This window comes from Aliidiomarina sedimenti, assembly GCF_003986955.1.
In the GTDB taxonomy this organism is placed as follows: Bacteria; Pseudomonadota; Gammaproteobacteria; order Enterobacterales; family Alteromonadaceae; genus Aliidiomarina; species Aliidiomarina sedimenti.
The window spans coordinates 52,835-76,696 of the sequence record NZ_PIPN01000004.1 but is presented as its reverse complement, the minus strand read 5'-3'; the positions used below and the strand labels follow the sequence as shown (position 1 = coordinate 76,696).

General features: G+C 53.8%; 21 protein-coding genes. 13 read left to right on the top strand and 8 right to left on the bottom strand.

What is annotated here, in order from left to right; translation table 11 throughout:
• Positions 1-16: 16 nt before the first annotated feature.
• From hslV to priA, 4 genes are all read right to left on the bottom strand, one after another.
• Entirely contained in the window at positions 17-568 is a 552-nt protein-coding gene (gene hslV, locus CWE12_RS09405; protein WP_126789458.1) for an ATP-dependent protease subunit HslV, read from the bottom strand.
• Between the two features lie 68 nt (positions 569-636).
• Positions 637-1,266 carry an SPOR domain-containing protein gene (locus CWE12_RS09400; protein ID WP_126789457.1) on the bottom strand — a complete coding sequence of 210 codons (630 nt, stop codon included), beginning with the start codon at positions 1,264-1,266 and terminating at the stop codon, positions 637-639.
• 4 nt (positions 1,267-1,270) lie between these two features.
• Positions 1,271-3,019 carry an arginine--tRNA ligase gene (argS, locus tag CWE12_RS09395; RefSeq protein WP_126789456.1) on the bottom strand — a complete coding sequence of 583 codons (1,749 nt, stop codon included), beginning with the start codon at positions 3,017-3,019 and terminating at the stop codon, positions 1,271-1,273.
• A gap of 148 nt (positions 3,020-3,167) precedes the next feature.
• Positions 3,168-5,375, bottom strand: coding sequence for a primosomal protein N' (gene priA, locus CWE12_RS09390; protein WP_126789455.1), 2,208 nt, complete (start codon positions 5,373-5,375; stop codon positions 3,168-3,170).
• Between the two features lie 105 nt (positions 5,376-5,480).
• Here priA and CWE12_RS09385 point away from each other — a divergent pair, with 105 nt between their 5' ends.
• A complete protein-coding gene (locus CWE12_RS09385) occupies positions 5,481-6,191 on the top strand; it encodes a TVP38/TMEM64 family protein (RefSeq protein ID WP_157981957.1) in 711 nt (236 codons plus the stop codon).
• Here CWE12_RS09385 and CWE12_RS09380 read toward each other — a convergent pair.
• On the bottom strand, positions 6,133-8,310 hold the full coding sequence (locus CWE12_RS09380) for a glycosyltransferase (protein WP_198675728.1): 2,178 nt from the start codon (positions 8,308-8,310) through the stop codon (positions 6,133-6,135). The two genes, CWE12_RS09385 and CWE12_RS09380, sit on opposite strands and share 59 nt — an antisense overlap.
• Before the next feature lie 242 nt (positions 8,311-8,552).
• On the opposite strand from CWE12_RS09380, the gene rpmE reads away from it, so the two are divergent.
• Both rpmE and CWE12_RS09370 read left to right on the top strand, forming a co-directional pair.
• Positions 8,553-8,765 (top strand): 50S ribosomal protein L31, encoded by a 213-nt coding sequence (gene rpmE / locus CWE12_RS09375; protein WP_126789452.1) that lies wholly within the window; start codon positions 8,553-8,555, stop codon positions 8,763-8,765.
• A gap of 178 nt (positions 8,766-8,943) precedes the next feature.
• The gene (locus CWE12_RS09370; protein ID WP_126789451.1) at positions 8,944-10,188 is read left to right on the top strand and encodes a malic enzyme-like NAD(P)-binding protein; all 1,245 of its coding nucleotides are present in this window, start codon (positions 8,944-8,946) and stop codon (positions 10,186-10,188) included.
• Between the two features lie 31 nt (positions 10,189-10,219).
• On the opposite strand, the gene gloA is transcribed toward CWE12_RS09370, so the two are convergent.
• Both gloA and metJ read right to left on the bottom strand, forming a co-directional pair.
• Positions 10,220-10,792 carry a lactoylglutathione lyase gene (gene gloA, locus CWE12_RS09365; protein WP_126789450.1) on the bottom strand — a complete coding sequence of 191 codons (573 nt, stop codon included), beginning with the start codon at positions 10,790-10,792 and terminating at the stop codon, positions 10,220-10,222.
• Between the two features lie 48 nt (positions 10,793-10,840).
• A complete protein-coding gene (gene metJ, locus CWE12_RS09360; protein WP_126789449.1) occupies positions 10,841-11,170 on the bottom strand; it encodes a met regulon transcriptional regulator MetJ in 330 nt (109 codons plus the stop codon).
• 150 nt (positions 11,171-11,320) lie between these two features.
• On the opposite strand from metJ, the gene metL reads away from it, so the two are divergent.
• A complete protein-coding gene (gene metL / locus CWE12_RS09355) occupies positions 11,321-13,759 on the top strand; it encodes a bifunctional aspartate kinase/homoserine dehydrogenase II (protein ID WP_126789448.1) in 2,439 nt (812 codons plus the stop codon).
• Between the two features lie 17 nt (positions 13,760-13,776).
• On the opposite strand, the gene CWE12_RS09350 is transcribed toward metL, so the two are convergent.
• Entirely contained in the window at positions 13,777-16,341 is a 2,565-nt protein-coding gene (locus tag CWE12_RS09350) for a penicillin-binding protein 1A (RefSeq protein WP_126789447.1), read from the bottom strand.
• Positions 16,342-16,566: 225 nt separating this feature from the next.
• Here CWE12_RS09350 and CWE12_RS09345 point away from each other — a divergent pair, with 225 nt between their 5' ends.
• The 9 genes from CWE12_RS09345 to CWE12_RS09305 all read left to right on the top strand — a co-directional run bounded on the left by CWE12_RS09345 (position 16,567) and on the right by CWE12_RS09305 (position 23,851).
• On the top strand, positions 16,567-17,196 hold the full coding sequence (locus tag CWE12_RS09345; RefSeq protein ID WP_126789446.1) for a hypothetical protein: 630 nt from the start codon (positions 16,567-16,569) through the stop codon (positions 17,194-17,196).
• Positions 17,190-17,642 carry a hypothetical protein gene (locus CWE12_RS09340; RefSeq protein WP_126789445.1) on the top strand — a complete coding sequence of 151 codons (453 nt, stop codon included), beginning with the start codon at positions 17,190-17,192 and terminating at the stop codon, positions 17,640-17,642. The genes CWE12_RS09345 and CWE12_RS09340 overlap by 7 nt, the downstream gene beginning before the upstream one ends.
• Positions 17,639-18,427 (top strand): hypothetical protein, encoded by a 789-nt coding sequence (locus CWE12_RS09335; RefSeq protein WP_126789444.1) that lies wholly within the window; start codon positions 17,639-17,641, stop codon positions 18,425-18,427. The genes CWE12_RS09340 and CWE12_RS09335 overlap by 4 nt, the downstream gene beginning before the upstream one ends.
• Before the next feature lie 106 nt (positions 18,428-18,533).
• Positions 18,534-19,052 (top strand): shikimate kinase AroK, encoded by a 519-nt coding sequence (gene aroK / locus CWE12_RS09330; RefSeq protein ID WP_126789443.1) that lies wholly within the window; start codon positions 18,534-18,536, stop codon positions 19,050-19,052.
• A 48-nt stretch (positions 19,053-19,100) separates the two neighbouring features.
• Positions 19,101-20,210, top strand: coding sequence for a 3-dehydroquinate synthase (gene aroB / locus CWE12_RS09325; protein WP_126789442.1), 1,110 nt, complete (start codon positions 19,101-19,103; stop codon positions 20,208-20,210).
• Positions 20,200-21,717, top strand: coding sequence for an SPOR domain-containing protein (locus CWE12_RS09320; protein ID WP_126789441.1), 1,518 nt, complete (start codon positions 20,200-20,202; stop codon positions 21,715-21,717). Before aroB ends, CWE12_RS09320 begins: the two co-directional genes overlap by 11 nt.
• Before the next feature lie 2 nt (positions 21,718-21,719).
• Complete coding sequence (locus CWE12_RS09315; protein WP_126789440.1) at positions 21,720-22,547, top strand: Dam family site-specific DNA-(adenine-N6)-methyltransferase; 828 nt, start codon at positions 21,720-21,722, stop codon at positions 22,545-22,547.
• 16 nt (positions 22,548-22,563) lie between these two features.
• Positions 22,564-23,046, top strand: a complete 483-nt coding sequence (locus CWE12_RS09310; protein ID WP_241984182.1) for a GNAT family N-acetyltransferase — start codon at positions 22,564-22,566, stop codon at positions 23,044-23,046.
• A 1-nt stretch (position 23,047) separates the two neighbouring features.
• Positions 23,048-23,851: a class I SAM-dependent methyltransferase gene (locus CWE12_RS09305; protein ID WP_126789439.1), complete on the top strand. Its 804-nt coding sequence runs from the start codon at positions 23,048-23,050 to the stop codon at positions 23,849-23,851.
• Positions 23,852-23,862: the final 11 nt, after the last annotated feature.

Below are 23,862 nucleotides of genomic sequence, written 5' to 3'. Positions count from 1 at the left end.
ACTCCTTCAAGTGGGGCTAGGCCGTGGGATCGTTCTTAGCAGGCTCGGCATCAAGAACTTCAATGGTCTGGAATCGGTTAGTATAGACACAAATGTCGCCGGCAATGGTTAAGGCCTTCTGCACAATCTCCGGCGCGGCTAACTCGGTGTTTTCAAGCAGTGCACGGGCAGATGCCTGGGCATAGGGACCACCGGAACCGATGGCAATCAAATCGTCCTCAGGCTGAACCACGTCGCCGTTACCGGTGATAATTAATGAAGTGGTTTTATCGGCGACTGCCAGCAATGCTTCTAACTTGCGCAGCGCTCGGTCCGTTCGCCATTCTTTAGCCAGCTCAACCGCAGCGCGGGTTAAATGGCCCTGATACATTTCCAGTTTGGCCTCGAAACGCTCAAACAGGGTGAAAGCATCGGCGGTACCACCGGCAAAGCCGGCCAATACCTGGTCGTTGTACAGACGACGCACCTTGCGTGCGTTGCCTTTCATTACGGTATTACCGAGGGAAACCTGGCCGTCGCCGCCAATCGCAACTTTGTCGCCGCGGCGTACTGAAACTATCGTTGTCATAATCCGTCCTCTCTCTTCACATTGATTAAAAGATGAGGACGACCGGCAGAAAAATCAATGGCAGCGTGTTAATCGAGGTTCCACAACCAGATCTGGCAGCCATGAATGCCACCACGACGAAGCTGGTTATTGACCGACTGAGCGGAGCGTAAGTTCTCAAATGGCCCCAGAATAACCCGGAACCAGATCCCATGCTCTGCACTTTCGGTGCGTCTGACCTGAGACTCAAAACCGTTCATAGCAATGCTTGCACGCAGAGTCTGCGCATCGTTTTCGCGCCGGAAGGAGCCGCACTGCATTAAACGCCGCGCCGATTCTGCACGCTCTGGCACAATCACTTCAACTTCATGGTTCTCAAGCTCTTCAATGTAACGCCAGCGTTCCTGTGGCGCCTGGGGTAAGTCTTCCAGAGTGCTTTGTGCAGGCACCTCAACGGCTTCGACCTCACTACTTTCCTGCTCTTCCTGCAGCAGGAATGGCGCATCCGGCCCGCTTGGCTCGCCGCTACTGCGGAGCCAGAGTAGAAACGCGATAAAAGCCGCTATAAAAAGCAGCAGAGCAACCAGAGTGCGGCGCTGCCGGGCACGTGCTAACTGCGCCTGACGCGCTTTGCTAGACCCGCGCGAGGCAGGTTTGCGCCCCGGCTTTTTGCCTTTTGGCTTGCCCTTGGGCTTTTTATCGGCGTAGTCGATAGCCACCTGATTACATCCGTTTCAAGGTTGGAATGCCGAGTAACTGCAGGCCTTGTTGCAAGGTTCGTGCGGTTAACGCAGCCAGCTTAAGGCGGCTCGCCTTAAGCGCTTCGTCTTCGTTACTCAGAATCGGGCAGGCTTCATAAAACGACGAAAAAGCACCAGCCAGTTCAAACAGATAGCCACACAGGAAATGCGGCATGCCTTTGTTAGCAACACTGGCAATAATTTCCGGGAACTGCGCCAGCTTGTTAGCTAGTGCAGTGTCCTGCTCGGCCGCCAGAATAATCGCACCATTCACATCATTCAGTTGCATACCGGCTTTGTGGAAGATACTGCTGACCCGGGTAAATGCGTATAAAAGGTAGGGCGCTGTGTTTCCTTCGAAACTGATCATGGTGTCCCAGTCGAAGACGTAGTCGCTGGTCCGGTTTTTCGACAGATCGGCATATTTAACGGCGGCAATACCCACCACCGAAGCCACCTCAGCCTGCTCGCTTTCACTGAGGTCAGTGCCTTTCGCTGCAATCAGTACCTGCGCGCGACGCTCTGCTTCGGTCAGTAAATCTGACAGCTTGGTGACACCACCGTCACGGCTTTTGAACGGGCGCCCGTCCTTGCCCATTACCATCCCAAAGCCCATGTGCTCGAGCTGCAAACTGTCGCTGGCCAAACCGGCTTTGCGCGACAAGGTAAAAATTTGGTTAAAGTGCAGCGACTGGCGCGCGTCGACCACATAAATGGCGCGATCCGCCTTTAAGGTCTGAGCACGGTAACGCACCGCGGCCAGATCCGTGGTCGCATAGAGGAAGCCACCATCTTTTTTCTGCACAATCACTGGCAGCGGCTCGTCTTCTTTGCCCTTAAATTCATCCATAAAGACGCACTGAGCGCCCTGGTCTTCGACCAGCAGCCCTTTCTCACGCAGCACCTCAACGATATTGTGGAGCTGATCGTTATAGGCACTTTCTGCCATCACATCATCGCGCGTCAGCTTCACGCCCAGCCGGTCATAGACCTGCTGGCAATGGGTAAGCGAAATATCGATAAACTGCCGCCACAGGCTCAGGCAATAGTCATCCCCACCCTGCAATTTAACCACCAAGGCGCGGGCACGGTCAGCGAATTCAGGCTCCGCGTCAAAGCGCTTCTTCGATGCTTTGTAAAAAGTTTCCAGATCTGACAGCTGCAGCGCCACGTCATTGGACTCACTCTGCACGTCTTCCATATGCGCCAGTAACATGCCGAACTGGGTGCCCCAGTCACCGACGTGGTTCTGTCGGATAACGTTGTGCCCCTGTAATTCCAGAGTTCGCGAGACAGCGTCACCAATAATGGTTGAGCGCAAATGGCCCACGTGCATTTCCTTCGCCAGGTTTGGTGACGAATAGTCAATCACGATAGTTTGCTGGGTACCGGCACTGCCCACGCCTAAACGCTCGTCCTGCCAGGCGTTCTCTAACTGGTCGATAATTCGTTGATGATTAATTTTAAAGTTAATAAAGCCCGGGCCTGCAATATCACATTGCGCCAGCACGTCGTTTTCAGGCAGCGCGTCAATAATCGCCTGGGCCAGCTCCCGCGGGTTCTTTTTCGCAGGTTTTGCCAGGGTCAGGGCGAGATTACAGGCGAAGTCCCCATGACTTTTGTCACGCGGCCTGTCCAACTGAATCCGGGGCGTGACGTCAGCGTCCAGCATGCCTTGATCTTTCAGTGTCTCAACGGCAGCCTGTAAGAGGGCTTCAATGTGCTGTTTCATGGCAGCTTACAACCTTAAAATTAGTAGAATCGATTAAAAATCAGCGGCCGCTAGTTTAATCGCTACGCTGTTTAAAAAAAACCTGCGGCGGCGTAAAAAAGCTATCAAATCCGTTTAAGCACACGGATTTAGGTGACCTTTGCCAGCTTTAGGTAAAGTCCTGGGGGTCAATATCCAGTGACCAGCGCGCTTTGCGTGTTTGCGGTAATGTTTCCAGAGTACCACGCGCCTGCTGCAATAACGCATGCAGATCTTTTCGCTGCGCGGCATGCAGTAGCAACTGGTAGCGAAAACGTCCGGCACGGCGCGGCATCGGCGCAGGCATCGGCCCCAGTACATGGACCTGCGGAGTTTTCTGCTGCATGGCCGCCTGCAAAACCTGCGACATAGCTTGCAACAGATTCTGCGCGTCCATTTCCTGCGTCGCTTCAGCCCGGATCAGCGCCATACTCGCGGCGGGCGGAAGCAGCGCCAGCTGTCGTTCGCTTAAGGCGCTACGGGCAAAGTCATGATAGCCGTTATTAACCAGCTCCTGCACCAAAGGGTGTTCCGGATGATGGGTTTGCAGTACCACCACACCCGGTTTACTGGCTCGTCCGGCTCGGCCCGCGACCTGCGTATACAGCTGGCCGAGGCGTTCAGCGGCGCGAAAGTCATTGCTGTACAAGGCGCCATCGACATCCAGTAAGGCCACCAGAGTCACATCGGGAAAATGGTGCCCTTTGGCCAGCATTTGGGTGCCAATCAGGATCGGGTATTCACCGCTGGCCGCCGCGTCCAGATGCGCTGCCAGCTGGCCTTTGCGTCGCGTGCTGTCGCGGTCAATCCGCAGTACCGGGTAATCCGGCAGCCGCTCCTGCAATGCGCTCTCCAGCTGCTCCGTGCCTAGCCCCTGAGTAATCAGCTGAGGGCTTCCACAGCTATGACACTGACGTGGAATGGCCCGCTCAGCGCCACAATGGTGACATTGCAATTTATGCGCCTGTTGATGCACGGTAAAAGGGCGCTGGCAACGCGCGCATTCACCAACCCAGCCGCATTCGTGGCACAGTAAAGCGCTGGCAAAACCGCGACGGTTCAAAAACAGCAGCACCTGATTGCCTGCTTTAAGGTGCTGCTCCATTCGCGCCAGCAGGCTTTCACTCAAACCATGCTGCAAACGCTCCTGCTTAAGGTCAATCAAGGCATGGCGCGCCATTTGCGCATTCCCCGCCCGCTGCTTCAGTTGCAAATGACGATATTTCCCCGCCAGCGCATTGGCCAGGCTTTCCAGCGATGGCGTGGCGCTGCCCAGGATCAGGTTAACCTTTGCATCGTGGGCCCGCTTAACCGCCAGATCACGCGCATTGTAGCGAAAGCCATCCTGTTGCTTGAACGAACTATCATGCTCTTCATCCAGAATGATCATGCCCAGCGCTTTGCACGGGGTGAAAATTGCTGAGCGGGTACCAATAATAATCGCCGCTTCGTTATCCCGGGCCTGCAACCAGCCCTGCAAACGCTCGTTGTCGGTCAGGCCCGAATGCAGGGCTACCACCGGCACGTTAAAACGCTGTTCGAAGCGGCGTACCGTTTGCGGAGTCAGGCCAATTTCAGGCACCAGCACCAGGATCTGCTCGCCGCGTTCAAGCACCTTTTGCATCGCTTGCAGGTAAACCTCAGTTTTCCCGCTACCGGTTACTCCTTCGAGTAACCAGACATGAGCTTCCCGGGCGGAAATACTTTGTGTCAGCGCAGCCACCGCCACCGCCTGTTCCTGGTTCAGCGTGAGCGCGTCCTCTCCAGCAGCGAAGCGCCAGCCGGTTAAGTCAGGGGCGTGCTCTTCCGCCACTATCAACCCTTTGTTTTGTAATGCTTTAAGGGCTGATGCGCTGAAGTCCTGGCGACGGATATCAGTCGCGCTTAACGGTTTCTCACGCAGGGCGGCGAGTAGCCGTTGTTGTTGCGCGGCTCGTTTGAAGTCATCCAGACTGACCTGTTCACCTTCATGGCTGAGGCGAAAACGTCGTACTGTCTGATAGCTTGCGGCCTCGCCCTGGCGCAAAGCCGCGGGTGCTGCGTGGGTCAGAACTTCGCCTAAAGGGTGATGATAATAACTGGCGGCAAACTGGAGCAGTTTCCACATAGCGGCCGGAAACAGGCTTTCCTGCTCCAGAACTGCAGTCACAGCCTTTAATTTTTCCACCGCGATATCCGGCGTTACGTCGAGTGCAACAACGAAACCAATTAACTGGCGTGAAGCAAATGGCACTTTAACCCGCGCCCCGGGCTTTACGCCCGCCAGCAATGCGCTATCTATCTGATAATCAAATAAACGCATCATGGGAACCGGCAACGCTATCCGGATAATGGTCACAACGTAATCCTCAGTTAACTACAGGAATCCATGCTATCGCGTTCCTGCGATGCGTGCACTTTGCTATGCTGTTGCATGATCAGGATAAAAACAGGAAAGCAGTCTATGCAAGGGGCTAAGCGTCAGTCATTGTACAAAATTTTGCTGGCATTACTGACAATTGTTGCACTTAGCATGCTTTGGCGCTGGGCTATTGACCATGGCTGGATGGATCAGGCGCAGCTTACTGACTGGTTAAGTCAGTGGCAGCAGCAACCCTATTGGTTAATTGGTCTTTATCTGACTGCACTCTATGTGGTATTGCTGCAACTGTTCTTCCCGCTGACCATTCTGGTGGTGGTGACGGGAGCGCTGTTCGGCCCGTTCTGGGGCTCTGTGTTCGCCAGCCTGGGCACGCTCAGTTCATCTGCGCTGTGTTACTGGGTCGGTCTCGCCGTCGGCGAGGCACCGTTACGCCGGCTGCAAGGCCGCTTAATCAAGCGGGCGTCAAGCTACATGAGTCAGCGCAGTGTGCGCACCATGATTATCATTAACCTGTTGCCGATCGCGCCGTTTACCCTGACGAACCTGCTCGCAGGTGCAGTCAAGATGCCATTTATGCGCTACATGCTGGGCTCCGCTATCGGCATCGTACCCGGGCTGATTGCCGTCACTGTTTTTGGCGCACAACTGACCCAACTGGCCACCGCTGCGTCCAGGCGTGAATGGTTAGTCGCCCTTGGCACCGGTGTACTGGCTCTGGCGGCGCTCTGGCTGATTAATTTTTATGTTCGTCAGCGGCGCGCGCCGCCATCACCTCAGCATAAAACTGATTGATGTTCTCGGCGAAAATACGGATATCGTACCCAGCGGCATAGTCGCGCGCGGCAGCAGCACAGGCGCTGTAATGTTCAGCGTCGGTGAGCAGCGTGGTCGCTGCGCCGACCCAGCGATCGACTCGTTCCGGCACTTTGTAGCCCGTTTTACCATTGATGACGACATCGTCAATGCCGCTCGCACGCACAGCCACCACCGGCAGGGCACAGCTCATTGCTTCGAGAATAACCATGCCCTGAGTTTCAGATTTCGAGGCGAAGACAAATAAATCCGCCAGGCGATAATGCAGCGCCACTTCCTCCGGTGGCACCGCACCACAAAAGATCACATGGCTATCGATCGCATATTCCGCCGCCAGCGCTTCCAGTTCAGCTTGCTGAGGGCCGCTGCCTACCAGCAATAAATAAACAGGCTCGTCGTATTGTTTAACCAGCTCAGCAAAGGCGAGCAATAAAAATTCAAGGTTCTTCTCAGCGCCCAGGCGCGACACACTAACCAGCACCCTGGCATCCGTCGGCAGCTGGTAGCGGGTCCGTAATGCATTTACTTTGTCGTCCGCCAGACTCTCGCAGGCCTTGCTGTCGATACCAGTCGGCTGCACCATAATCCGCGTCTTCACGCCGATCATGCGCAGATACTCTTCAACCGACCAGGTTGGTACCACGACCCCATCGCAACGATTACAAAAGTGCTTCACCAGTTGGTGCGAGATCAGATTGCGGAACAACCGGCTCGGCAGCGGGACGTAATGGGCGTACATTTCGAGCCGCGTATGGTAGGTGTAAATGACCGGTACTTTCAGCCGTTTACCTATCCACAGGCCCAGCCTGCCGAGTCCGAACGGGTGATGAACATGAATAAGATCCGGTTTAAACCGCCGCGCCGCCGTCCGTGCCGAGCGGGATAAAATATTCGCATAACGAAAATCGGCATTCTTGCCGAAAGCAAACAGGGTACGGACCCGGGTTACTTCATGGTCATGGCTGCTTTTTTGCGCATACTGCGGTGCCATAACTGAAATTGCATGCCCTTGCTTGCGCAGGCCGTTGACCAGACGCTGAATAGAGACAGTGACCCCCGATACAAAGGGAAAATAATTATTGGTCAGCATTAGCACCCGTTTGCTCTGATTCAGATAGGGCGAGGTGTCGAGGGTGAAATCAGGATAGTAATTGCGCTCAACGAAGATCAGCTGATACAGCTTCACACCGATTGCTATCAGCAGCGCTAAAATGAGCAGAAAGCGGATATAACTGACATACAGAAAGGTTAACAGCGCCGACCAGGCACTGCCCAGTGAGCGTTGCCAGCTGGCTTCGACCACATTGACTTCAACCGGCTCGATATCAAGCCCTTGCGGGCCTGAGCGGACACGAACATAGTGATGATAGCTGTCTTCCTGATCGAGGATCAGGCCACCCGCTCCACCAGTGGTGACGTAGCGCACCCCCTCATCGGTAAAGTCGCGATACAGCGGCAAGTTTGCCGAAAATACCGCATCGACCTGATGCTCACGGAACAACTGGCGTAACGCGGACAACGACTGTGCATCAATACTATGTTCAGCGTAATGCTCCGCATGATCGTCATCGCCTTTCTCAACCACCCGATGTACCGGCAAACCAGTAAAAACGATATGGAAACGACTGTCACTCTGGCTCAGTAATTGATCCAGCCAGCGTAACTGCCACTGCATGCCAGTGGTGCCGGTCAGATCAAGAAATATGAGCTGGCTCAGGCCCGCCTGCAGTGAGAAAAAGTGTGGGCCGAGCTTGTCGTAGTAACGCATACTGCCAAACGCGGTGGCTTCGTTTTCACCGAAACTGAGTACATATGGCAAGCGCAGCTCTTGAAACACTTCGTAGGCCTGGCGGTAACTTTCCTCGCTGCCGCCTGCCACGGCATTGCCCGCCGAGACCACAAACTGAGCAGAACTGGAATTAATCTGCGGCAGAATTTCCTCTGCAAAGGTCCGTACCGAGCTTTTAACATCGCCTACCACAACAAATTCGATGCTGTCCGTGTCGGCAGTGTCGTGTTCTATGGTGCTAATGGCTTCTGCCTGGGCGAAGCGAACCTCATTGTCAATCAGGTTGAGATAGAGCCAAAACGCACTCATCAGTATAATGAGACTCCAAACCACGTAATAAACGACTCTCAAAGGTGTTTTTTTGTTCATTAACTGATTAGTTTCCTTCGCTACATCAATGGCGTATAGGCTAGACGTTAGCGGCCGCTTTGGAAAGCTTGATCATTGGCCCCGCTCAGGGTAAAATCCGCCGCTCTTTTAACCAAGCTAGTTGCGCATGGTGTTCGTGGAAAGCACGGATGGCGATGCGGCCCATTATATGAGGTAATCCCATGCAACAAGGTATTCATCCAAAGTACGAAGCCATCAAGGTAACTTGCTCTTGTGGCCATGCATTCGAAACCCGCTCTACTCGTTGCGAAGATTTGCACGTAGACGTATGTTCAGAATGTCACCCGTTCTACACTGGTAAGCAGAAAGTTCTGGATACTGGTGGACGCGTCGACCGCTTCAAGAAACGTTTTGGTGCACTTAAGTCTAAGTAAGCCAGAGTTTCAGCGAAAAAAGGTTGCCTCCGGGCAACCTTTTTTTGTGTCTGTTTTACGCCCCTCGGCATGCAGGTAAGATTTGTTATGGCAGACAAAAGGACTACACTAGGCCATATAGACTTAGCTCCCAACCTCTTGTTGGGCTTTGAATTCTTAACCACAGCAGGCGCATTCCATGACCGATTTTCGTCAACAAGCTCTCGACTACCACGCCAAACCCGTTCCCGGAAAAATTAGCATTGAACTGACGAAACCCGCTGAAACCAGTAAGGATCTAGCCCTGGCCTACAGCCCCGGGGTCGCCGAACCGGTGCGGGCCATTGCCGAGAACCCAGATGATGTCTATCGCTACACCGCCAAAGGCAACATGGTAGCGGTGATTAGCAATGGAACCGCGATTCTCGGCCTGGGGAATTTAGGCCCGCTGGCGTCCAAGCCAGTGATGGAAGGTAAAGCATTGTTATTCAAACGTTTTGCCGGACTTGATTCGATCGACATCGAAGTCAAGCACCGAACCACCCAGGACTTTATCAACACCGTGGCCAATATCGCCGATACCTTTGGTGGCATCAACCTGGAAGACATTAAAGCGCCGGAGTGCTTTGAAATAGAGCAGGCGCTCATTGAACGCTGTGATATTCCGGTGTTCCATGACGACCAACACGGCACCGCCATTGTCACCGCGGCTGGTTTGCTCAACGCACTGGAGATCCGCAACAAGTCGCTCGAACACGCGAAAATTGTCTGTATGGGCGCCGGCGCTGCGGCTATTGCCTGCATGGAGCTACTGATAAAATGCGGCGCGCAGCGTGAAAATATCTACATGCTCGACTCGAAAGGCGTGATTCATACTCGTCGCGACGATCTTAACCAATACAAACAATTGTTCGCCAATAACACTGACAAGCGTACTCTGCAGGAAGTCATTGAAGGCGCTGATATTTTCGTCGGGGTTTCGGGGCCAGACCTGTTTGGTGCTGAGGATTTGCGCTTAATGGCTGAAAACCCAGTGGTCTTTGCCTGCTCGAATCCGGACCCGGAAATCCGTCCGGAGCTGGCACTGGCAACCCGCAGTGATGTGATCATGGCAACTGGCCGTTCGGATTATCCGAACCAGGTCAACAACGTGCTGTGCTTCCCATTTATGTTCCGCGGCGCGCTGGATGTAAGAGCGAGTGCTATTAATGATGAGATGAAGCTGGCCGCGGTCGAAGCAATTCGTCAGTTAGCGAAAGAGCCGGTGTCTGCGGAAGTGGTTAAAGCGGCAGGCGCGGAGAAGCTCGAATTTGGCCCGGAATACATCATTCCGAAGCCAATTGATCCGCGGCTTTGCGCCCGGGTTGCAAAAGCGGTCGCCGAAGCGGCCGTGGCCTCGGGTGTCGCCCGCATCGATTTACCTGCGAACTACATGCAACGTTAGTCACCGCACGCCAGGGCATGCGGTGCATGCCCTAGGCTTCGCCTTCGTCCCTGCCAAGGTGATCATCTAACCCGTCCTGCATACCATGCGGAGCGAATATTTCTATCCAGTAACCATCCGGGTCCTGAATAAAGGCAAGGTTATTCATTTTGCCATCTTCCGGGCGTTTTACATATGTCACCCCGAGTGCGTCAAAGCGGGCACAGGCCTGGCTTAAATCCGGTACTGCGAAACCAATATGACCAAAGCCTTTCGGCTCACTATTGCCATTATGGTAGGCCACCTCGTCGTTCTCTTTATCGCCCCAGTTGTAGGTCAGCTCAAGCATTGCCGGACGGCCGAAGGTTTGTTCCAGCCGCGTCGCATCATCCGATGACCAGTTGCTCAGCTCATCCTGTGGAATGGCGGCGAGAAAATACAGGGTAAACTTCATTTCAGGAAACGGCAGCTTCTTCACCAGCGTCATGCCGAGGACCCGGCTGTAAAAGTCCAGGGTACGTTCGGGATCTTTAATCCTAAGCATGGTCTGGTTAAACACGTAGTCGTTGGTTTCACTGTCACGCGCTTCACATAGGCCTGGTGCAGTTTCAAAATGCCGACTCATCGCAGTCTCCTTTTTCGGTATCGTCGTAGTCACTATGGGATCAGTATACTACTCGTCATCACCGTATAGATCATCCGGGCCAATCTCGATACCACGCTCAGCCAGAATTTTGCGCACGTCGGCAGGTATTTTATGCGGGTTGTCTTTGCGCAGGTCGTCATCTTCCGGCAACGGCTGGCCAGTGAAGGCATGCAAAAAGGCTTCACAAAGCAGTTCACTGTTGGTGGCGTGGCGCAGATTGTTGACCTGACGACGGGTGCGTTCATCGGTAAGAACTTTAAGTACCCGGGTGGGAATGGAAACCGTGACTTTCTTCACCTGCTCGCTTTTTTTACCGTGCTCAGCGTAAGGATATATGTACTCACCATTCCATTGCATGGACTTAACCTCTTTTGTTATAAGCTTATGACAACGCAATTATCGCTTTTTTTGACGCTTCTGGCCATCTAAACTTCTATTTAACTTTAGCTTTGGGTATCCTTTCGCCTACTATTATCCCTTTCGATTTGTAATATGTGAGTGCAGTAGATGAGCAAAAGCCCAGCGGTAACCGATGAACGTGTAGCAGCCATTGCCGACCAGGTTCAGGTACATAAGTTTGGTGGCAGTAGCCTGGCTGATGCATATTGTTATCGTCGCGTGGCTCGTATCGTCACTGAATACGCCGGGGCCAATGATCTGGTGGTGGTATCCGCCGCCGGAGATACCACCAACCGCATCCTCGCATTAATCGACGCCAGACAGCATCAACCAGACTATGCGGCGACCCTGTTGCAGGCGCTAAAAAGTTATCAGCAAGGGTTAATTGAAGAACTGCTGTCAGGGCGCAGCCAGGATGATGTATTCAACCTGTCCGACACCGATTTTCAACGCCTGCAACGGTGGCTGGTGGGTGAGGAAAGTATTCCGACTGCCGAGCTCTGTGCCTACGGTGAACTCTGGTCCGCGCGCTTGCTCGCAGCGTTATTGCAAAAGCAGGGCACCCGCGCCGATTACATCGACAGCCGCACATTTCTCGCGGCCACAGATGCCGCTGAGCCGGTTATTGATGTAGCGAGTAGCCGACAGGCGCTGCTCAAACGCATTGCCCCTCATGCGGGCACCCGGTTTATTGTGACTGGTTTCATCTGTGCCGAATCCGGCAGCGGACGCACGCTGCTGCTGGGTCGCAATGGCAGCGATTATTCAGCCACCTTGATTGGCAGCCTGATCGACGTGCGTCAGGTTACGATCTGGAAAGATGTCGCCGGCGTGTATTCTGCCGATCCGCGTAAAGTGGAGCGGGTGGTGAGCTTGCCGTCGCTGGACTGGTCCGAAGCAGAGGAGCTGGCGCGCTTAGGCAGCCCGGTACTGCATCCAAGAACCTTTCAGCCAGTTAATCGCGAACGTATGATTATCAATGTCCGTTCGAGTCTGAAGGTCGAGAATCAGCAGACCCGGATTGGCCAGTACGACTTTACCGAGGCCAAAGCCAAAGTGCTGACCTCGCTCAGTGAAGTGGTTTTATACAGCATCCCGGTGGCCAGACAGGATGTGATTAAGAACTTCGAATCGCTCAACCTGACCCCGCTGGTAAGCTGGACCGAAGCCGAGTCCGCTGAGAAGTTCTATGCGTTTCATCAAAACCACCTTGAGTACGTTCAGCAGTGGCTGACAGAGCAGGATGCTGAGCATTACGTGCGCGAAGTATCGGGCTACAGCATGGTGGCACTGGTCGGCGCGCGTATTGCTGAAAGCGAACAGTTCAGGGTCCTCAAACGGGAAGTCGAAGAGCAGCAGCTACGTAAATTTCTGGTCGCCGACAATAAGAACTCCGCAATTGCGCTGCTCGGCCAGAAGCTTGATCAACGGCTGTTAAACCGACTCCATAGCCTGCTGTTCAACTTCCGTAAGAGCATTGGCGTGCTCGTGCTGGGTCGCGGCAATATCGGCAGTCAGTGGCTGGATATGTTCCGCCAACAACGCGACCGCCTGAATGAAAACGTTGATGTACGAATTATGGGCATCGCCAACTCAACCCGTCTCTGGCTTGACTACAGCGGCGTTGATTTGCAGGACTGGCAGGACAATTTCGAACGTCTGGCGCGCCCCTACGTATTAACGGAGCTGCTTCGCGAACTGCCGAATGCGCCCTACGATGAGCTGGTGGTAATGGACCTTACCGACGCCCGTGAAGTGGCCCGGATGTATCCAAGTTTCTTCGCCAACGGCATGCACATCATCGGCGCCAACAAACGCGCCGGTGCTGCAGAAGAGGCTTTGTACCGGGAAATCCGCACCATTCAGCACGAATACAAACGCGAATGGCTGTACAACACCACGGTGGGTGCCGGGTTGCCGCTCAATTATGCGCTCAATGACCTGATCCGCTCCGGTGACCACATTCGCAGTATCGCCGGTATATTCTCCGGCACCATGAGCTGGCTGTTCGAGAAGTTCGACGGCAAGGTTAAGTTCAGCGAGCTGGTGCAGGAAGCAAAAACCACCGGCTTAACCGAACCGGATCCGCGCGAAGACTTATCCTGCCACGATATCGTGCGTAAATTATTGATTGTGGCCCGTGACATTGGCGCTCAACTGGACTGGCAGGACGTCGAAGTAAACAGTTTGCTGCCCTGGCAGCTGCAGAATGTCAGCCCTGAAGAGTTTTGGGAGCGTATCGAAGAGCTTGATGCACCGATGCAGCAGCTATGGGATGAGGCGCAAAAGGACGGCAAGGTGCCCCGTTTAATGGCCAGTTTCTCGGTGGACAATGAGCGCAGCTACGCCCGGGTTGGTATCGAGTTCATCGCAGAAGGCGATATGCTCGCCAATTTGATTCCGGGTGAGAACATTTTCGTCATACACAGTGACTGGTATCAGGAAATGCCCCTTGTTATCAGTGGCCCGGGGGCCGGGCGCCATGTCACAGCGGGCGGCGTGCAGTCCGATCTGCACCAGCTACTAGCCCGTCTTGCCGCAACCTAAGCGACAAGACGGCTGCTTCAAAACAACTCGTCGTCGTCATCCTCAAACAAACGCGGCGAGTTGCCCTCTATATCCACGAACTCAGTCGGCTCAGTGCCAGAAATGAAATATTCAAACAAGCTGGTGTAATCAGACTGATTGCTCAGCTTACCTGTCTTATCGTCAATCCGCACCGAGACAATATCAGTTGGCAAATCAAAGGGGTCGAAAGCGAAATCTTCCATCGCTACCTGCATAAAGTCGATCCAGCCTGGTAATGCGGTGGTCGCACCCGCCTCAGACCCAACGATTGGCTGCCGGTCACGGCCAAGGTTAGGGTTCAGCGATGCCCGCCCTAGCGAATACTCGAGATTATCGAAACCGACCCAGGTACTAACCACTAAGCCACTGCCATAACCCACGAACCAGGCATCATTGACGTCATTGGTGGTACCGGTTTTACCGGAAATATTGCGGTTACGCAGCGTCTGTGCCCGCCATGCGGTGCCATTCCAGCCAGTTTGATTGGGCCAGCTACCACCGCCCCACACCGCTGAGGTTAGCGCATCACTCACCAGGAAGGCGGTTTGCTCGGACAGCACTCGCGGCGCCTGCGGCAGTTCATGTTCCCACCAGTTTTCATAGAGGTCCTGCAGCACACAGTCGGCACAGGTCTGGACCGGATTAGCCACTTCCAGCACGTCGCCGTTGACGTCTTCAATACGCGCCACGAAATGCGGTTCCACCAGATAGCCGCCGTTGGCAAACACCGCAAAGCCACGCGTTAATTCAAGTGGGGTAAATGACGCAGAACCTAAGGATAGCGATTCGTTACGCGGAATGTCCGCGGCTTCAAACCCAAACTGTTGCATGAAATCGGCGGTACGATCGACCCCTACCGAGCGGATCAGGCGGACTGAAACGACGTTTTTTGACCGTGCCAGTGCCTTGCGCAGGCGAATCGGCCCGTCATAGACTTCAGGTGAATTTCGTGGCCGCCAGGCAGACCCTGATCCCGGGTTCCACTGGGTAATAGGCGCATCATTCATAATCGTGGCCAGGGTGTAGCCATCTTCGATCGCCGCCGCATAGATAAACGGCTTTATGGTTGAACCTACCTGACGCTCTGCCTGCAAAGCGCGGTTATACTGGCTCATCTGAAAACTGTAACCACCCACCACGGCAGCAAGTGCGCCGTTATTTGGATGCATGGCGACCAGCGCCGAGCTCGGTCCGGGAATTTGTGCCAGCTTGTAGGGTGCATCCGGTTCTGAACGGCGTACCCAGATATGGTCGCCTGCGCGCAAAATATCACTGGCTTGATCCGGTGCTTCACCCTGAGTGCTCTCATCAATATACGGTCGTGCCCAATCCAGAGCGGCCCAGTCGAGTTCAATTTCGCTGGTGCCTGACACCCCTTCGCGGACCAGAATCACGGCACTTTGCTCTCTGACCTCAGTCACCACCGCCGGGTGCAAAGGACCATACATTGGCTGCCGATTGAGGTATGCAGTGATCTCCTCCACTGACCAGGGCTCGACGCCCCGGTTTTCAGGGATGACCATGGTCTCAGGGTTGATCAAATTCTGCTGTTGCTGGTCCGCCTCTTCACTCGCCGTAAACTCGCCCCACAACCGGTTCACCGGCCCACGATAGCCATGTCGCTCATCATAGGCGTGCAGGTTGTCACGCACGGCCTTTTCCGCCGCCAGCTGATGCTTTGACTCTACCGTGGTGTAAACCCGATACCCACTGGTATACGCCTGCTCGGCGCCAAAACGCTCAACCATATTGTGGCGTACCATTTCAGCCAGGTAGGGCGCCGAAACTTCAATAGTGGCACCATGCAGACGCGCGGTGACAGGAGCATCATAAGCAACCTGATAGGCTTCTTCGCTAATATAGCCTTCATCCAGCATCCGGCGCAGCACGATCCGACGACGTTCAACCGAAGCAGGAGGGTTTGAAATTGGGTTGAGAATTGAAGGCCCTTTCGGCAATCCTGAGATAGTTGCTATTTCCGCCAGGGTGAGTTCATCCAGCGAACGACCGTAATAGACTTCTGCCGCGGCCCCAACACCGTAGGCACGGTGCCCCAGCGCCAGCTTGTTCAGATACAATTCAAGAATTTCGTCTTTGCTGAGCAATTGCTCGATATGGATCGCGATGAAGGCTTCTTTTATTTTGCGCATCCACGCCCGTTCGCGGGTCAGAAAGAAATTCCGCGCCAGCTGCATGGTAATGGTACTCGCACCTTCGCGGATAGAGCCCGTGGTGACCAGCACGCTAAACGCACGCGCAACACCAATAGGGTCAACGCCGAAATGCTCGTAAAAACGGCTGTCCTCAGTGGCTAAAATCGCATCTTTTAACTGCTGCGGAATTTCGTCCAGGGTAAGCGGAATACGCCGTTGCTCACCAAATTGTGAGATCAGCTTGCCATCTGCTGTGAAAACCTGCATCGGTATCTGCAAGCGAACATCGCGTAAGGTTTCAACACTGGGTAATTCAGGCTTCACATAATAATAAAGCGCGACCACGCTACCCAGGCCAAAAATGATCAGGGTCAGCAACGTCAGCAGCAAATATTTAAGAAACTTCAAGGCAGGCCCCATTTAGCGCAGAGTAAGGTGCAAAACAATCCGGCATTATACTGATTTTCGCGTTAAATTTAACCAATTTCGACCATTCAGCGATTACTTACAGAATTGGCGCTCTGCTTCGCGGCGCGAACATCTATGCTTAATCCCATCTCCTCCCAGTGTACACAGCGGACAACTGACAGGACGTCAAATTAAGGATGTTATATTTATAAAAGGATACGTAGCATGGCGCTTTGGCACGCTTTACGACATTCAGGTAAAGGTAATCGCCTCGGTATTGTCTGGACTGACGACCATGTCAGTATCGCGGTTATAAAAATAAAAAAAGCAAAAAGCGGACCGCAGATAAAAAAAGGACTGGGAGGCGAGTTTGAATTACTCGCTTTAACCCAGTCATATGCTCTCTCTCACATTGCTAGGATAGTCGCTCAATTTAAAAGTTCAGCCAGCATTGCATTATTTTTACCTTGCTCAGCACTCACTCACCTCGAATTAGCACTGCCGCAGGATGTCCCAGTCGCTGAGCTCGACTCGACGCTCGGATTTCTCCTCGAACAACAGGGGTTTGCTCCATTAGACACTTTCATCTGGGACGCAGAAAAAATTACTACCAGCGAGATCACGAACGACACTGAACAGCGCTATCAGGTGGTGCTGATCAACCAAGATAAACTGCAGGACTTCTATCGCGCACTTAACCTCAACCCCCGGCAAGTCAGGTTTGCAGGGGCACCGCCTTCCCCTTTTGACGGCGACGAGACAACGTTAGCAGACTCGGTTAGCGGTCCGTGGTTGTGCACGGCCAGTCGTGATATCGCGCTCAGTGCTTTGTTGGGAACGAGGTCATTGTGTTGAACCTGGCCCGGCCGCAACGAATTCGACTACGCCAGCAGGTTCGTATCGCTCAGGCACAGCTTGGCACTATGCTGATATTGATTGTGGCTGTTATCGGACCACGACTGGGCGCTGAGACATCTTCTGTCGCCGTTGTAAGACCAGCGGAAACGCCGGCCATTGTGGCAGAGCCCCTTGCTCAGCACCCGCTTGCTGCGCATGCGCGGTTATGGCTACTGACGCTTTCCTCGCTCCCCGTCGCTGCCGAACTGAAGACGATTCAGTTTGCCCGTGGTGCAACAGCAAACTGGCAATTAACGCTGGAAGCAGACAACACACTCTGGCTCAGCGACTGGTTAACCATGTTTAGTACCACCCTGCAACAGCAACAGTGGACGACGCAACTGGTGAGCAGCAATTCCCATGGCGCCGGTTACCTGATTGTGATTGAGGTTAACGGGCCATGACTAGCCTTAACCATGGTCTTTATCACCTCGGTTATCGCTGGAGCCTGGTCACCCCCCGGGTCCGCTGGCTAGCCGTGGCATTGCTGGCCGTGGTCGCATGGCTGATAGCCTATGTCGCCGATGCGCCAGATCCAAAGCATGCAGAGCATCAAATTGCGGTGGCCACGCTCGCCCGCCCCACCGCGTTACCGGATAAAGCGCCGCAAATGGCGTTGCCTGAACTGTCACTGTCGGCGTTGCAAGATGCTTTGCAGGCGCTCGATTCACCCTCATTAACGATTCGCGATCAGCACTATCAACTTAGTGCCAACGGTGGACTGTCAGAGCTAACAGCATTCATGGCAAACCTTGCCACCTCCTCGCACAGCCCGGGTCGCTACCAGCTAGTCTTGCCTGATCAGAGTCAGGCTGCAGATAACCGCGGTCGGGCCAAGGCTCAGCTTACCCTCTCCCTGCAGCCAGGCCAGTTTATAGCCGCTGATCAGCGCGCTTTTTCCGAGTTAACCGACTGGTTAAATGATGCGGATCGCCATGAAGCAGCTCATTCATCAACGCCCAGCAACTGCCAATCGCCATTACCGCCGCAGCTAATTGTTACCGCAAACTGGCCTCAACGCGACTACGTTGTGGTCGTCTATCAGGGGCAAACCCGGCGCTTGCAATTAAATCAAGTACTTGAAAATAGCTGGCAACTGAAGCGAATACGCCGCGATTGGTTAGAATTTCAATGGACCAGTCAAAATCCTGTCTGTCAACAAATGCACCGCGTGGCGGTTGCCATTTAGCGGTCTTTTTGCCATAATCGCGTGTCTTTTTTGCAAGTTCAGGGGTGCTAATTAAACACTCGTTTCTTTTGGTAAGTAACAGCTATTAAGTGAAGTAAACAAAGATATGGCTGAAAAACGTAACATTTTCTTAGTTGGCCCGATGGGCGCAGGTAAAAGCACCATTGGCCGTCAAATCGCACGCTCGCTCCACCTTGACTTCTATGACTCTGACGCTGAGATCGAAAAACGAACTGGCGCGGATATTAGTTGGGTGTTTGAGCTTGAAGGGGAAGCAGGCTTCCGCACGCGCGAAGAGAAAGTCATTGAAGAATTGACCGAACACATGGGCATTGTCCTTGCTACTGGTGGCGGTTCGATTGTCAGTAAAGAAAACCGTAACCGTTTATCGGCACGCGGCATCGTGGTGTACCTCAAAACCACCATCGACAAGCAAGTCGCCCGCACCGAACGGGACAAACGCCGTCCGCTCATCGCTGAAGCAGAGAATCCTCGCGAAGTGCTGGAAGACCTGGCTGAAACGCGTGACCCGCTGTACGAAGAAATTGCCGATGTAGTGGTGGAAACTGACGATCAAAGTGCTAAAGTCGTAGCCACTCAGATCATCGAAAAGCTCGGCTTTTAAACGCCATTTCCGATTTAGGTCAGCGAACTTTCTTAGCAGGGTAGGTCTATGCAACAGCTTTCTGTGCAACTTGGCACGCGTAGTTACCCGATACTGGTCGGCAGCGGTCTGCTGTCGACCCTGGCTCTGCATTTAAAACCCTATCTGAACCAACAGGTCTTCGTCATTACCAATCAGGTTGTGGCGCCCCTGTACCTGGAAAAGATTAAAGCTGCATTATCCAACGACCATCAGCTGGATATCTTTATCATGGCCGATGGCGAAGAGGCGAAAAGCCTGCAAACCTGGCAAGCGGCGCTGGATGCCCTGCTGGCCAGTGGCTTTTCCCGGGACTGTACCGTGCTGGCATTAGGCGGTGGTGTAGTCGGTGACCTTGCAGGGTTTGTTGCCGCCAGCTTCCATCGCGGCGTTGATTTCGTTCAGATCCCGACCACCTTGCTGGCTCAGGTCGATTCATCGGTCGGTGGAAAGACGGCGGTTAACCATCCACGCGGTAAGAACCTGATTGGTGCCTTTCACCAACCACGAGCGGTTTTGATCGATACCAACTGTTTGCGGACCTTGCCACAGCGAGAACTCAGCGCAGGCCTGGCTGAAGTCATCAAGTACGGCGTGATGGCGGATCACGACTTTTTCAGCTGGCTGGAAAATACCATGCCTGCTTTAGTTGGCCTCGATGAGAGCAAACTCGAACAGGCGATCGTCCGCAGTTGTGCAATTAAAGCGCAGATAGTGGCAGCCGATGAAAAAGAACAGGGGCAACGCGCCTTACTTAACCTCGGCCACACCTTTGGCCATGCGATTGAAAAGGCACAGGGCTTTGGTAGCTGGCTGCATGGTGAAGCGGTCGCCGCAGGTATTGCCATCGCCGCCGATATTGCCTGTCAACGCGACATGCTTAGCGAAAGTGATTACCAACGTACCCTGCAGCTATTGAAAGCCGCGGACCTACCAGTGAGCGCACCGGTAGAAATGCCCTGGCAGCAGTGGCAAGATCTGATGTTGCGTGATAAAAAGGTGAAGCAAGGCAAAGTCCGCTTTGTATTACCCGAGAATTTAGGCCATGCGGTTCTCACCGCAGAGCTTGACCCAGAATTAATCCGTCAGGCGGTGAGCCGCCAACGTGACGCAGATAGCGGAAAGATCCATGCGCATTGAAGCACCAGAGCAGTCTCAAGAGCCAGGGTTGGCAATTGCCACTAAAATAACGGCCAGCCAACAGGCTATCCTTGACCAGCTACATAACCATGTGGCGTTCAGCGAGAGCCTGATTTTCCTAAGCGGCCCGCCGGGCGCTGGCAAGTCCACTATTCTTGAAGTTTTTCTTGAGCAGGCCTCAGATTACGCCAACCTCGCTTATCTGCCACAGCCGTCCAAGATCAATGCCGACGCCATGCGCAGCAAAATTTTGCGCCAGCTTGTCAGCCTCGACGCGTTTTCTACCGATGACCGAATCCTCGAAGCACTGCAACGCAATATGAAACCAGGCCGCCAGCATTTGGTGGTTTGCGTCGACAACGGCGAATCATTACCCGCGGCTATTTTAAGTGAACTGCAGGAACTGGCGACCAGCCGCCATTTATTTAAACCGGATCAACGAGTCAGTGTCGTTATTGCCGGATCGGCGGAGTGGATAAAGCGGGCCAGTAAAGGGCTTTCATTGGGCAGCAAGGAACCGGCATCACGTATTGAGGTATCACCTTTTAGCAAGCGTGAGCAGGCAAGTTTTGCGCGTAAGCTGGTTGAAACTCAGTCCAAGTCAATTCCGGAAGAAAAACTAAGCGCCGTGCTGCAACAAACACAGGGTTACCCTGGTGAAATCCAGCAGGCATTAGAAACCTTGTTACTTAAACCTAAAGCAGCACCTAGGTCAGCGAAACGCGGCGAGGCAACGAGTAACGAAAAAGGCGCCGCCAAAGCGCCTAAGTCAGGTTCGGCACTGAATAAACTACTGTTGCTGATGACGGTGATTGCATTTGCACTGGCGCTTTACGTCGCCTGGATGTTGCACGAAGGACAGCCCGGTGACCGCGAACCCGAGAGCCTTCCTGTCGAGACCGAGGTCGAAACCAGCAACGAACCAGAGCCCGCGCCAGCCGGGCAGGAAACACCACCTGTGGTGGTTGAACCCGCTGACGACGGCGTTGCAATGGATTACGACCAGGCCATAACACGGCTGCGTGAACGCAGTAGTCAGCGTCAGGAACAAGCCTCAGTGGAGGAACTTACCGCGCCGTTAAGCGAGCAGCCGGATACCATTACGCCTGCACCAGTTGCAGAGCAACCTGCAGAAGCCAGTGCCTCAGCTGACGCTAGTGACGAGGCTGAAACGGCCTACGATAACCAGGAGCTATGGCAGCGCAATGCGCAACGCTATGTGCTACAGGTTGCCGCATTCAGTGACGCAGCTCGCTTAGAGCTGTTTCTAAACGAATTCAGTCATCCGCAATTGCGGATATACCAGACCCTGCGCGATGATGAAAGCTGGTACTTTGTGGTGGTCGGTGATTACCCGTCGGCACAGGCTGCACGCGACTATGTGGCTGAGCAAAGCGAACAGGAAGACAGCGAACTGCAGGGCCTGCAGCCCTGGCCGAAGTCGATCGCTGGCGTGCGTCAGGATCTGGCACCGGTAATGGGCGACAACGCCGCTGCGACCAACTAACGATGAAAAAGCAACGCGCCTTTTTAAAGTGGGCCGGCGGTAAATACTCACTGGTCGAAGCCATTAACCAGTTGTTGCCGCCCGCTGACAAGCTAATTGAGCCCTTTGTTGGCGCCGGTTCGGTGTTTTTAAACAGCGATTATGACCATTATTTGCTGAACGATATCAATGCCGACCTGATTAACCTCTACCAGATTATTAAACGTCGCCCGAAAACCTTTATTGAGGACGCCAGGCGCTTGTTTGAGATGCGCAATAACCAGGCCGATGCCTTCTATGCGCTACGCCGTGAGTTCAACCAAAGCGACGACATTTACCACCGCTCGTTGCTTTTTTTGTACCTTAACCGCCACGGCTACAACGGCTTGTGCCGCTACAATGCCAGCGGCCAGTTCAATGTGCCATTTGGCAAGTACAAAAAGCCTTATTTTCCTCAAGCCGAACTGGAGTTTTTTGCTGAGAAAGCGAAAAAAGCCACCTTCACCTGCCAGCCATTTCAGAATAGCTTTCGACGGGCGCGTAAAGGGCATGCTATTTATTGCGATCCGCCCTATTTACCGCTTAGTCCGACTGCCAGCTTTACCAGCTATGCCAGCGGTGGTTTCAGCCTGGACGAACAGGCCATTTTGGCGCAAAAAGCAGAACGAGCAGCTTTCAAACGCGGGATCCCGGTTTTAATCAGCAACCATGACACAGAACACAGCCGTTTGTTCTACCATAAAGCTAAGCTGACCGAGTTGCAGGTTAATCGCTACATTTCACAGAAAGGCGACGGCCGCAGCAAAGCCGCCGAGTTGCTGGCGTTTTATCCGGCCCAGCTTTTCACCTGATTCAGGCTGACAAACCATGATTGAGTGGCAATTAAAGACCTTTAACGAACTTAGCGTAGCGGACCTTTATGCGGTACTGGCTCTGCGCCAGGCCGTTTTTGTAGTCGAACAAAACTGTCCTTATCAGGACGCCGACAGCGAAGATCAACAGGCGTTGCATCTGCTCGGTTACGAGAATGAGCAACTGATCGCCTACGCGCGTATTTTTCATGCCACAGGTAAAAAGAAAACCAGCCTGCACGGCGCCGATGCCGATGTACATCGAATTGGCCGGGTTATTGTGGCACCGCACGCCCGTGGACGACAACTCGGTCGGGTACTGATGAAAAAGGCGATGCAGGTAGCCCTGAGCAATAGCCTTAGCCAGCAGATTGTCATCGGTGCGCAGTGCTACCTGCTCGACTTCTATCGCTCCCTCGATTTTGTCTGTGAAGGGTCGGAATACCTCGAAGACGGCATTCCGCACCAGGACATGCGCCACATCGCCAGGGCTGACTAAGATGGCCACAGACACTGAGCACACCCCCGGTGGTTTACTGACTCCTGCACTGATGGCTGCGGAACCCGAACTCGCAGCCGCCGCCCAACAATTAGCCAGGCATTATCAGTTACCTGAAGAAGCCAATGAGCATGACTTTGTTCTTGAACTAACCCAATTCGGGGTTCAACTACGCTGGAAGTCACAACCGAAAGTAACGCCTTTGTTGGTCGATTTTGTCCGCGGCAAACAAGCCTGGCGTCGTCAGGCTGGCGGCGCTCGCGACGAGGCCATTGTCCGCGCCCTTGGCATTGCGAAGGGGCATCGGCCAACTATTCTGGATGCGACTGCAGGCCTGGGCCGCGACGGCATGATCCTGGTGCATGCAGGTTGCCAGGTACGTTTTTTAGAACGAAACCCAGCCATTCATGTTTTGTTGAGTGACGCGATCAACCGGGCTCAGCATGATGACAGCATAGGTCCATGGGTGACTGAACGCGCACGGGTACTGCCGCGCGGCAGTATCATTGAGCAGGCATACGCTCAGCAACTGACGAAAGAGCCACCCATGGCGATTTATCTAGACCCTATGTTTCCGCACCGGGATAAATCAGCGGCAGTCAAAAAAGACATGCAGATGCTGCAACATTTGGCAGGAACGGATGAAGACAGCGACCAGCTGTTACCCGCAGCGCTTGCGGTTGCCACGCACCGGGTAGTCGTCAAGCGCCCGGCGAAAGCGCCGTATCTGGCGGGGCAGCATCCAAGCGCCCAGGTTCCCAGCAAGAAGCACCGCTTCGATATTTATATAAAACAAGCCTATTAGCGCCCATTGGC